The sequence below is a fragment of the Rothia sp. HMSC072B03 genome, assembly GCF_001809565.1.
Lineage (GTDB): Bacteria > Actinomycetota > Actinomycetes > Actinomycetales > Micrococcaceae > Rothia > Rothia mucilaginosa_A.
In genome coordinates, this window is sequence record NZ_KV797968.1 from 19,341 (window position 1) to 30,873 (window position 11,533).

Genomic DNA, 11,533 nt, shown 5'->3' on the forward strand with positions numbered 1-11,533 from the left:
GATTAGTCATCTCATTGTGGAGTTCGTGGGCTTCGTTCGGCAACTTAAAAGTGGGGCAGAGCTCAAATTGTAACGAATACTTAATATAGGGTCGGGTTAAACATTCACGCCCCGGCGGGCCGCGAAGAGGCGGTGCCGGGGCGAGAAGGCGCGATGCTGTGCCCTATCCTTGCCCTCTAATCTTGGCGGGACTTCACGAGCGCCGGGGTTTCACGAACGGGAACGAAAGCACGCCGCGAATCTGCGTCTGGGCCAGTAGCATCACGAGGCGATCAACGCCCAGACCCAGGCCGCCGGTCGGGGGCATACCCGTCTCCAGGGCGTACAGGAAGTCCTCATCCACCTCCATTGCCTCCGGGTCACCCGCGGCGGCCTTCAGCGACTGCTCCGTCAGACGCTCACGCTGCACGAGGGCATCCGTCAGCTCCGAATAAGCGCACCCCATCTCCATGCCGTTAATGACCAGGTCCCAGCGCTCCGCCAGGCCCGGTACACTGCGATGCGGAGCCGCAAGCGGGCTCGTTTCCGCTGGGAAATCCGTGTAGAACGTCGGTTCCACGGTGACGGCCTCCACCAGCTCACCGTACAGCTCCTCGATGATGGCGCCCGGCCCCATGCCCTCGTGAACGCGCACCCCGTGACGCTGCGCGAGGGCCAGGAGCTCCTCGAAATCTGTCTGCAGGTCGACGCGGCGGCCCAGCGCCTCCGAAAGGGCATCACACACCGAAACCACGCGCCAGGGGCCCGAAACATCTGTCAGCACACGCTCCAACGAGGACTTGGGGCCAAGGGGCAGCTGAACCGTGCCGAACACGGCCCGTGCGGCGTCCTTGATGAGCCGTTCGGTCAGCTGGCGCATCTGCACGTAATCGGCGTGGGGGCGGTACGCCTCCAGCACCGTGAATTCGGGGTTGTGGGTTGCGTCCGCACCCTCGTTGCGGAAGTCTCGGCCCAGCTCGTACACCGGGCCGCTACCGCCAACCACCAAGCGCTTGAGGTACAGCTCGGGGGCGATGCGCAGCGTCAGATCCTCGCCGTAGGCGTTGATGTAGGTACGGAAGGGGCGTGCGCTCGCCCCGCCGTGCACCGTGTGCAGGATGGGGGTCTCGACCTCGAGGAAGCCTTCGGCGTCCAGACGCGCGCGCAGTGCCTTGATAACCGCCGTGCGTAGGCGCAGGTTGTGCATCTGATCGGGATTCACGATCAGATCGGTCGAGCGTCGGCGCAGGCGGGCCTCGGGGTCGGTGAAGGAATCGAAGGGGATGGGGTGCAGGCTCTTAGCGGCCATACGCCAGCCGGAGGCGATGAGCGAGGGGGTGCCCGTGCGGCTCGTGCCGTAGGTGCCGGTGGTTTCGATGAGGTCACCGGTATCGAGGGCTCGGGAGGCGAGGCTCAAAAGCTTCTCACCAACGAGCTCACGCTCTAGGATGACCTGCAGGGTCTTGCCAACCTCAAAGAGCGTCACAAAGAGGACTCCACCGTGGTCACGCAGAGCGCGAACGCGACCCGAAACAGTATATCCTTTTTCAGGAATATTTTGGTGGGAGAATATATCGAGGGCCTCGGGCACGCTGAGCACCATAACAGAGCCATCCCAACCGTGGGTTTCGGTAACATCTTCGCTCTCGATGGGGTACGGGTTCATGCCGGCATCGCGTAGCTCCTGCAGGTGGCGCAGGCGGTGCTGCGTCTGCTGGCTACGGGGCACCTGCGGGTGCTCCTCAGCGCGCACCTGTTGCATCTCGCGCAGAAGAACCAACTCACCCTCGCTCAACGTGCGATGCTCCTCCCGCGAGCGACGGGCGGACAAATCCGGCAGGAAGCCCTCCGCCACGCCCGCCGCAACCGCAACGTTCACAAGCGCCAGCGTCGGCTCGCAAGCAAGGTAGCGGGGTACCCAACGTGGAGAGAACTTCAAGTTGAAGCGATACAGGCGACGCAGCTGCAAGAAACGGTCAAGCACACCCAGGGAACGGGAAGCGAAACGATTCCACGCCGAGGCACCCACCCGGTCGGCCGCGGCGAAAATCTGCCCAAACATCGCGAAATTCAAGGACACCCTGCGCACGCCAAGCGAAGCGGCCTGCTCCATGAGGGAGGCCACCATGAACTCCACCACCCCGTTGGGGGCCTCGGGGGAGCGGCGCATGACATCGAGAGAGAGCCCCGTGGGGCCCCAGGGCACGAAGGACAGCAGGGCCACCATGCGGCCCTCACCGTCGTGGGCCGATACCAGAACCGTGGACTGATCCGCCGGATCATTGACGCGGTTCAGGGCCATGGAGAAGCCGCGCTCCACGCGACCGTGCCGCCACGCCTCGATATTGTGCTGGATCTGCCGCTTCTGGGTATCGTCAAGCTCGGAGTAGCGGCGAATCTGCACGCCGTACCCGCCGCGGCGCACACGCTGAACGGCCTGGCGCACCGCAAGCATCGAGGTGTCGTTGAGGGTGAACCGGTCGGTTTCGAGCACCGCCTCCTCGCCCATCTGAAGCACGCTCAGGCCCGCGCGACTATAGGCGCGCGCACCGGCCTCGCTGACGCTCAGGGCCGCTGGAACCCAACCGTAGCTGCGGGCCTGCAGCATCCAACGTTCGATGACGTCCTGCCAGGCGTGCGGATCGCCCACGGGGTCGCTGGAAGCCAGGCACACCGAACCCACAGTGCGGTAAGTGATGGCCGCCCTGCGGTCGGAGGAGAAGATAACCTGCTTATCGCGACGGGTCGCAAAATAGGAGAGGGAGTCGTTTGCGCCGTAGTGCTGCAGCAGGGCACGAATCTGTAGCTCCTTCTCGCCGTCCCACTCGTCGGGGGCGCGGTACCCGCGGGCCAACTGGTAAAGAGCCAGCACGAGGAAGAGACCATCGCTGACGGAGGCGATAAAGCCCACGAGGTCTGCGGACCACAAGCCCGGATGCATACGCTCGATGCCCAGCCCGTGCAGCAGCAACTCCCACACTGAGACGTGGCGTAGCTCGGGCCACCAGCCCACCCGGCAGAGGTACCACAGGGCGAGGGTCGTAAGGGCAATACCGCCCACCGCGGTCGCCAGGGCCCCGGCCCAGGAGAGGCGCCCCACGCGCGCGGGGAACGCCGAGCGAATCGTCACGAGGAAGGGAACCAGCAGCGCGGCGCACAGAATCGAGAGCGTGTCGATGCTCGAGGAGAAGAGCCGGTCCTTGGGCATAATGCCGGCGGGAAAAAAGAGGGTGAAAGCGCTATGCGAGGCCAGGAGCGCGCCAAAAATCTGGAAGGCAATGACGACGTATAGGGCGGCGCGCTTGCGCGCGATAAGCCCGGAAACCACCACAATCAGGGTGATGGCGCTGGGCAGGGTGTGCGTGGACGGGATATTGAGCAGGTCGGCGATGACCTCCCACCAGGTAAACCCGCGGCCGTGGCGTAGCGGCGAGAGAATCCACGCGAACGAGGTGAGAATCGCGGCAAACGAGTACACCCCGATAACCCAGCGTGCCGAAATTTCTGCGTACCGGGAGGGGACGGCGAGTTTCTGCCGCCTCCTGCCGGTTGAGCGGTGGCGAGCATGCCCATCCGCTACGTATTCCGCGCGTTCCGCGGGGTTGTCCGTCGTGCGACGGCCCCCAAGGGGAGTGCGGTTTTCGGTGTTTTCGATGCGGTGAGACATGGTTATCTTCGGCTGGGAATCGGGGTGTAGCGGGTGAGCGTTTTAGGCCTTCGGCTCGGTCTTCGGGTCACGGTAGGTTCCCTCGAAGACGTCGGGGATGCCGTTGTCGTCAGCGTCCACGCTTTCCTTCTCAGCCAGGGCACGGTAGTGCTTGTTACGGCGAGACAGGATAGCCGCACCCACAACAGCAGCCAGAACAGAGCCGACGAGAATCGCAATCTTTGCGTCCTCGGTATGCGGAGAGCCGTGCGGGAAGGACAGCTCAGCCACTAGCAGGGACACGGTGAAACCGATACCACCGGTTGCAGCCAGACCGATCACGTCAATCCAGGCGACGTCCGGGTCGAGGTTAGCGTTCTTGAAACGGGTCACGAGCCAGGTAGTACCGAAAATACCGATGGTCTTACCTGCAACCAGCGCAACCATAATGCCGACCGCCACAGAGTCGGTGAGGGCGCGTCCGAGGCCTTCAAAACCGCCTACAGCCACACCCGCGCTGAAGAACGCGAAGATGGGCACGCAGATGCCGGTAGAGAGGGGGCGGAAGCGGTGCTCCAGCACCTCTGCCAGGCCGTGTTCTGCGTGCGCTGCCTCGGAGCGTGCGGACATCTTCACGGGCACCAGGAAGCCCAGAACCACGCCGGAAATGGTGGCGTGAATACCGGATTCGAGGAAGAGTGCCCAGGTGATGATGCCCAGGGGCAACAGCAGAACCCATGCGGCGAGCGGCTTCAGGTGCAGCATGGTCTCACCACGGTAGGCGATGAACGCGAAAAGTGCGAGCGGAATCAGTGCGAAGAGCAGGTACTCGCCGTGGAAGTTATTGGTGTAGAAGATCGCGATAATGCAGATTGCAATCAGGTCGTCGACCACAGCCAGGGTCAGCAGGAAGACACGCATCGCAGAGGGGAGGAAAGTACCCACGGCGGCGAGAACAGACACCGCGAACGCAATATCGGTTGCGGTGGGGATAGCCCAGCCGTGCAGTGCGGTGGGGCTGGTGAAGTTCAGCGCCGTGTAGATAATCGCGGGCACCGCCACGCCACCGAAGGCAGCCGCAATCGGCACAATAGCGGTGGAAGGCGACTTGAGGTCACCAATCACGAATTCCTTCTTCAGCTCCAGGCCGGTGAGGAAGAAGAAGACGACGAGCAGGCCGTCTGCTGCCCAGGTGCCGATGCTCATCTGCAGGTGGTTGAAGCCGGGGATAACCGGGCCGACCACGGTGTCTCGCAGACCAAAGTAGAAGGTGGAGGCGGGGGTGTTGGCGAGTACTACTGCCAGCACCGTTGCGATGAGCAGGATGGTACCGCCGACGGATTCTGCACGCAGAATATCGGCTACGCGGCGTGAGTTGCTGTAGGAGCCGCGGCTGAGGGTATCTGGGTTGGTGTGGGTCATTCTCTCCTCTTTCTGCCGCGAGATTCTGCGGCATCTAAGGCTTTTAAGTTTACTCTGCACTGTATGAGTATTCGAGTATCCGCTGGCGGCTTTTAGCTCCTGGACGGTGCTCTACGGTAGGCTTTTAGGTTTTAAATGCATAAACGTTCCGCCCTCGCCGCGGTATGCGGTGAGGGCGGAACGTTAAAGATTCTGCAGGTATTCTGCGGGGTCGACTAGGGGCCTAGCCGCGCAAATGCGAGATTAGGCGCCTGCGATTGCGGGTGCGCCGGACTCCTGGCCGTGGTCGTCGCCCAGCTCGCGGGCAACGTAGTTCTCCAGGTCGAAGAGGTTGCCGTTGGCACGCTTCACGACGGTTACGAGGGTCTCCATGGTGGCGACTTCCTCAACCTGCTCCTTCAGGAACCAGAGGATGAACTGCTCGCCCAGTGCGTAGTTCTCAGCGCGTGCTGCGGAGAACAGAGCCTCGATCTGACCGGTGACGACCTTCTCCTGTGCCAGGGACATGTCAACGATTTCCTGGACGTTCTCGAAGTCGTTCTTGACGGCGGGAACAGCGGGGATCTCGACCTTGTGGCCGCGGTCCAGCTTGTACTGAACCATCATGAGTGCGTGCTCGCGCTCCTCGAGGGACTGGCGGTAGAAGAACTTAGCCAGCTGGGGCAGGTCCTCACCGTCAAGCCAGATAGCCATGGACAGGTACTGGTGGGATGCTGCGAACTCGTGGCCGATCTGCTCGTTCAGAAGGTCGTAGAAAGACTTAGACATATGGTTTCTCCTTATATGGTGGTTGCTTCTGGGCGCCGGACGGCGCGGTGCAACCTGTTGGTATTTATCGTACGGGGTGCTGTGGGGTGTGTACAGAGAGAAAAGGCTAATCGGTGGGGTAGATGAGGTACCCCTGACATATTGTCACCACTACCCTTAGTGTGGGTGACCTGAATACAACCTTTGGGATGGGTGGTATTGGGTGTGTTTCCTTGAGATTTCGCGGTTGAGGGAGGCGTTAGATGCCTCAACCTCCCACACACTTACACGAGGCAGCTTGTGCTCGACAGCCGCTCATCCGGCGTTCCTGCGTGGTCCTCGAGCTGTAAAAATTTTTTTAAAATTCTTCGCATATGGCGGGGGATGGGGCTACTTGAGGCTGTTTTAGGCTCACCCGTGCCGTAGCGCTCGCGGCTACAAGAGGCTGTTAAAGAAAACTGTTAAAGAGATAAGGCACGCTCCCGGTGGGGAATGTGCCTTATCTCTGATTCTCTCAACTCTCACCCGAGGTGGAGGAGGTTATTGTGCGGGGTATTCTCCGCGCTTGAGCGCATCAATGGAGATGACGTTTGAAGGGGTGTTGCCCAGGACTGCCTCACCGATTTCTGCGAGGTGCTCAATCTGCTCGGTCGTGAGGTGGTCGAAAATCTGGCGGCGTACTTCGTTCACGTGGCCGGGGGCGACCTCCTGCACCTTCTGCTCGCCTGCGGGGAGCAGGTGGCAGATGCTGACTCGGCGGTCTTCGGCGCTGAGGGAGCGGCGGACGTATCCGCTCTTCTCAAGGCGTGCCACGACGCGGGAGAGACGCGCAGGTAGGGTGTTGGTGGTAATTGCCAGCTCGGTCATGGTGAGGGAATGATCCCTAGACTCGGAGAGCATCGCGAGCACCATGTATTCAACAAAGCTAATGCCGGCTTCGGTCTGCAGCTGGTTTTCCAGCTTGCGGGTGAGGCTGAAAATGATGGAGCTGATAAAGAGCCAGCCTTCTCGCTCCTGCGGCGAAAGCCACTGGACGGATTCGCTGTGTGCGGTATTGTCAGACCGCTGCGCAGGCGTGGTTGGTGTGGACACGGGATTGGTTCCTCTTTTATCGGATATGGAGCTCCCTTTTTAAGGGGAGATGCGGTGTGTTGGCACCCATTGTAGCGAAGCAACAACCGCTCAAGGTTGAAATTGGTACGGTCAAGTAATACTTGACACTTTGGTGCTAATTTTTCGGAGGGTGCTAGGGTTGTCGATTTATGAGTATTAGGTGCAAAAATAGCAATCTGCCTAGTGACCCAAGACACTTATAAAAAGATTTCCACCGCAAGTATAAACGAGAATGACTCAAAAATCATCTTTGGCCCACCGGGAAACTTCCGCGAAATATCAAGGATTTTAGGGGTATTGATGAAAATTCTGGAGAGTGCAAAGAACTTGCCCTGGGTGAAAAATAACAAAACGATAACAAATTTTTTAAAAAACCCCCGGTTTTAGGTTTGCAGACGTTATGAAACCGTGTACACTGATTACATAACGGGGTCGAAGGAAGCCTCCGAGGCGAGACCGGAAGCTCGCTTCGATAGGTTCGACTCTCTATTTATCGGTGATTGTCGTCGGTGTACGAGTAACTCGTATTTCTACCGACGGATGTGCGGTGCGGATGCAGTTCGTGGTTGGGCTGCATTCCGTACCGTATCTTTTTAATTGCGTTTCTCTATCACTCACTCAAGAGCATCCCGCGGCGGGATGCTCTTTTCTTTTGCCCTTTACGCCCCGACGTCGGCGTCGACGGAAATTTGGCACTCTGGTGCGGCTCCTCGGGGTAGTTTGGTTCCCTGGCGTTCCGGGGGTACGTCTCCCCAATCTTGTCTCCCCCCGTTCTTGTCGGAAAAGAGGTTATCCACAGGAGTTTTCCACAGTGTGGAGAACTTACATGCGTGTGATTCTTGCTCCCTGCGCGGGGGGACCGATGTGCCTTAAAAATTCTGGGCGGCTGGAAAATTCTTGTAATTACAGGCTTCTGCGCTCGTTAAAACCGAGGGGGAATTCTTAAACCGAAAGGTTTCTCGCCTTTAAATCCGCGGATTTAGATTTTCTCCACAGTTGTGGATAACCCTGTGCACTTAATCCACCGCCTCCGCCCCGCGGTCCCAAAAATCGTTAGGTGATGTCACGAGATGTCACATACTTCGGCTGGGGGCGAGGGGCTTGGGCGCGACGTAATCCTCCGCCTATCCCCTTAAAAGATGGTTATCCACAGAAGTTTTCCACAGTGTGGAGAACTTACAGCACTGTTATTCACATGAGTGCATACCCCGATATTTCAAGGCAGAATAGGGTGCCGAACCTGAAAATCCTGCTGATACACAGGATTATCCACAGATGTGGGGAAAAGTCTTTGCCTAAGATCCACAGGCTCGAGCGAGGTTTTACATAAATGTGACGCTCCCCAACTTATGAAAAGTAAAGTAAACGCTACGCTGGTAATCTTTAATGCGAGCCAAGTTTTCTAATGAAAGGCATCATCATGGCTGAAAAGTACACTCTCCCCGAGCTCCCCTACGACTACGCGGCGCTCGAGCCCCACATCTCCGCAAAGATCATGGAGCTGCACCACGACAAGCACCACGCAGCATACGTTGCAGGCGCTAACGCAGCTCTCGAGCAGCTTGAAGAGGCACGCGAGAACGGTGCATACGGCAACGTCTCCAAGCTCTCCAAGGACCTGGCGTTCAACCTGGGCGGCCACACCAACCACTCCATCTTCTGGAACAACCTGTCCCCCGAGGGTGGCGACAAGCCCACCGGCGAGCTGGCAGCAGCAATCGACGAGTTCTTCGGCTCCTTCGACAAGTTCCGCGAGCACTTCACCAGCGTTGCACTGAGCATCCAGGGCTCCGGCTGGGCAATCCTCGCGTGGGACACCGTCGGCAAGCGCCTCATCATCGAGCAGCTCTACGATCAGCAGGGCAACATCTCCGTTGCACTGATCCCCGTTCTGCAGCTGGATATGTGGGAGCACGCATTCTACCTGGACTACCAGAACGTCAAGGGCGACTACGTCAAGGCATTCTGGAACATTGTGAACTGGGCTGATGTTCAGGCTCGTTTCGAGCGCGCAGTGTCCCAGACCAAGGGTCTGGTCCTCTAATCTAAGGTTTTCACCGACGCGGTGACGTAGCCGCGGCGGAATAACCGAAACGGGTGCCCGGTGCCTCCACATTCGGAGGTGCCGGGCACCCGTCTCTTTAATGGCTTAATCGGGGTATGTCCGCAATTTTAAGCGTGATGATGTAACAACTGGGATGTGAAATTTGTAAATCTGGTGGTTTTGAGTGGCAAATATGTAACTCTCAATCAGGTTTTGAGTGACAAAATGTAACTTTCCAGCAGATTTTGTCACTCAAATGTAAAGTTCACGCAGGAGTACATACACGATTGCTATGTAACTTTGTCCTAGATGGCGCTCTGGATACTATTTCCTGTCTTAGATGTACAGCGGAGCCCTAGAGCGCCAGCGTGCGGTCAATACGGATGCGGCGGCAGAAATCCTCATCGTGGCTCACCACGATGAGCGCGCCGGTGTATGCTTCGAGCACCTGCACCAGCCAGTCCACCGAAGAAATGTCGAGGTTATTCGTCGGCTCATCCAGCATGAGTAGCTGCGGCACCGGATCTGCCAGAAGCACCTGCGCCACCGCGGCACGGAAACGCTCACCACCGGAGAGCTCACCGGTCTTGTGGTGCACGCTCTCTCGGCGGAAGAGCAGGCGCGCCAGTTGGTCACGCAGATGCTGTTCGCTCACGCCGGGATTAGCCCGCTGCACACTCTGCAGGAGGGTCAGCTGCGGGTCGAGGGTGATGCGCTGAGGAATGTACGCCCCCTCGAGGCAATAGTCGACGCGGTAGGCGGGCTGCACGGGGGAGCGGTACTCCGGGTCTTGTGCGTGGGCAATTGCCTCAAGGAGGGTGGTCTTGCCGCTGCCATTCGCGCCGGTGATGCGCAGATGCTCGGGGCCGCTGAGAATCAGGTGTTCTGGGTACTCCGCAGGGGTTCCCTGCCGGCTCTCACTATCAGTCTCAGTGGGTGAAAAATGCAGAGAATCAACCTTAGTGGGTTGCTGAACAGTAAATGTTTCACGTGAAACCCGAGAATCAACACGGTGAGAATCAACCCTATGTAGCTCCAGCACCTTGCGACCTGCGGGTAGGGGCTGCTGGCTCAGCTCGGCATAGATTTTCTCCTGCACGCGCACCTCATCCTGGGCGTTCTGGTATTCCTCCTGAGCCTGCTCCTGCTTGCCGATGCGCAGAACTCGAAGCTTTGCCGCTGCCTGACGCGAGGCGTCCTTGGTGAGGGCAAGAATCGTATCCGGCTGGTCGTCTTTCCACACCTGCGCCATGTTCTTCGAGATAATCTCCTGTGCATGCACCCACTCGCGATGCGCCGAACGCACCCGGTTTTTCGCCTCGCTCACGCGACGCTGAGCTGCCTGCTGTTCGGTCTCCAGCGCCTGGCGGTAGGTGCTGTAGTTACCCTCAAAGAGACGCAGATGCGCCAGCCCCTGACGATCGGAGTGAAGCTCCGCAATCACATTAACGCGCTCCAGCAGATCGCGGTCGTGGCTAATGATGAGCGCCGGGCAGGGTAGCGCCTCCAACGCGGCGAAGAGCTGAGCCTTCGCCGCGGAGTCCAGGTTGTTCGTCGGCTCGTCGAGCAGAATGAACTCGGGGTCAGAAATCATCAGCGAGCCAAGCGCGGCAATGACTGCCTCGCCACCGGAGAAGCTGCTCATGTTGCGGGCAAAGAGCGCCCGAACCGCCTGCGGGTTGTCGCGATCAACCACGGTCGCCGGGGTGAAACCGTAGGTCGCAAGAGCCGCCAGGGTGCGCTCCTCAACATCCCAGTTATCCCCGATGGTCTCGTAGAGTTCGGGGGAGTACTCGCCGGATTCCACTGCCTGCAGCGCCCGCAGAATCTCGGAGATTCCGCAGAGCTCGGCGAGGGTCTGCTCCCGATCCAGACCCAAATCCTGAGGTAGATACGCCATGCGTGCCGGTGCCGCCAAAGAACCGGAACTCGGGGTCAAATCACCCAAAATCAACCTCATAAGGGTTGTTTTTCCGCAACCATTATCACCAATGAGCCCGGTCAGAGGTGCCGAAAACACCGCCGAAAGGTCCACAAACAGTGGAGGCTGGCTCGGGTGCGCAAAGTGCAGATGAGCGATACTAATGTGCGCCGCCGCATGGGAAATGGCGTGCGAGCGGGCATCGCGGGAAGAAGCGGAACGGGGAAAGGTCGCCTGCGGCTGAAGTACGTGTGTCATACGAGCTCCTTGAGGTATGGATGCTCGGGTGCTCTCAAACTCCGACGGTGGTGCGTTGCAGTAGTGTGCCGGCAGTTTGGGGGTGCCTATGCTGAGCGCGTGGCGGTAAGAGGATCGCCCCAAAAAAAGGCGCGAAAAAACCCGAGCGTAACGGTGGATGTACCTGTGCCCGGGTGCGTGCGCGCTGATTGGAACACGTAGGAAACGTGTCCGTAGAGCTGCTGCGTGAGCGCGCGAAAAATTCTTCTGAGTCCGGGCTTATGCTCGGTGGGTCATTTCTTTGATGCCTCCTAGATTCCGAATACCACCCCGGTCGCGCCTTGGGTGGCTTCGGTCAAACGATACGTTCAGCTCCAGGCTACCTCGGTAACGGGAGCGAGAAGAGAGCTGATGGCTCAAGCAT

Annotated in this window: 6 protein-coding genes; 1 reads left to right on the plus strand and 5 read right to left on the minus strand. The window is 59.2% G+C overall.

Translation table 11 applies throughout. The features are described 5' to 3' along the window. Nucleotides 1–193: 193 nt before the first annotated feature. The 4 genes from lysX to HMPREF2630_RS02440 form a co-directional block, all read right to left on the minus strand. A complete protein-coding gene (gene lysX / locus HMPREF2630_RS02425) occupies nucleotides 194–3,646 on the minus strand; it encodes a bifunctional lysylphosphatidylglycerol synthetase/lysine--tRNA ligase LysX (protein ID WP_080978726.1) in 3,453 nt (1,150 codons plus the stop codon). 42 nt (nucleotides 3,647–3,688) lie between these two features. Next, nucleotides 3,689–5,047, minus strand: a complete 1,359-nt coding sequence (gene nhaA / locus HMPREF2630_RS02430) for a Na+/H+ antiporter NhaA (protein WP_049342963.1) — start codon at nucleotides 5,045–5,047, stop codon at nucleotides 3,689–3,691. A gap of 243 nt (nucleotides 5,048–5,290) precedes the next feature. Then, nucleotides 5,291–5,815 carry a ferritin gene (locus HMPREF2630_RS02435; protein ID WP_049333759.1) on the minus strand — a complete coding sequence of 175 codons (525 nt, stop codon included), beginning with the start codon at nucleotides 5,813–5,815 and terminating at the stop codon, nucleotides 5,291–5,293. 519 nt (nucleotides 5,816–6,334) lie between these two features. Beyond that, entirely contained in the window at nucleotides 6,335–6,886 is a 552-nt protein-coding gene (locus HMPREF2630_RS02440; RefSeq protein WP_049333761.1) for a MarR family winged helix-turn-helix transcriptional regulator, read from the minus strand. Nucleotides 6,887–8,327: 1,441 nt separating this feature from the next. Here HMPREF2630_RS02440 and HMPREF2630_RS02445 point away from each other — a divergent pair. Then, complete coding sequence (locus HMPREF2630_RS02445) at nucleotides 8,328–8,951, plus strand: superoxide dismutase (RefSeq protein ID WP_049333763.1); 624 nt, start codon at nucleotides 8,328–8,330, stop codon at nucleotides 8,949–8,951. A gap of 355 nt (nucleotides 8,952–9,306) precedes the next feature. Here HMPREF2630_RS02445 and HMPREF2630_RS02450 read toward each other — a convergent pair whose 3' ends face one another. Next, nucleotides 9,307–11,130, minus strand: coding sequence for an ATP-binding cassette domain-containing protein (locus HMPREF2630_RS02450; protein WP_070483197.1), 1,824 nt, complete (start codon nucleotides 11,128–11,130; stop codon nucleotides 9,307–9,309). Nucleotides 11,131–11,533: the final 403 nt, after the last annotated feature.

Bases quoted from the DNA above. Each gene is read 5' to 3' on its own strand.
- nhaA (WP_049342963.1), bottom strand. From the start codon at position 5,047: ATGACCCACACCAACCCAGATACCCTCAGCCGCGGCTCCTACAGCAAC.
- HMPREF2630_RS02435 (WP_049333759.1), bottom strand. From the start codon at position 5,815: ATGTCTAAGTCTTTCTACGACCTTCTGAACGAGCAGATCGGCCACGAG.
- lysX (WP_080978726.1), bottom strand. From the start codon at position 3,646: ATGTCTCACCGCATCGAAAACACCGAAAACCGCACTCCCCTTGGGGGC.
- HMPREF2630_RS02450 (WP_070483197.1), bottom strand. From the start codon at position 11,130: ATGACACACGTACTTCAGCCGCAGGCGACCTTTCCCCGTTCCGCTTCT.
- HMPREF2630_RS02445 (WP_049333763.1), top strand. From the start codon at position 8,328: ATGGCTGAAAAGTACACTCTCCCCGAGCTCCCCTACGACTACGCGGCG.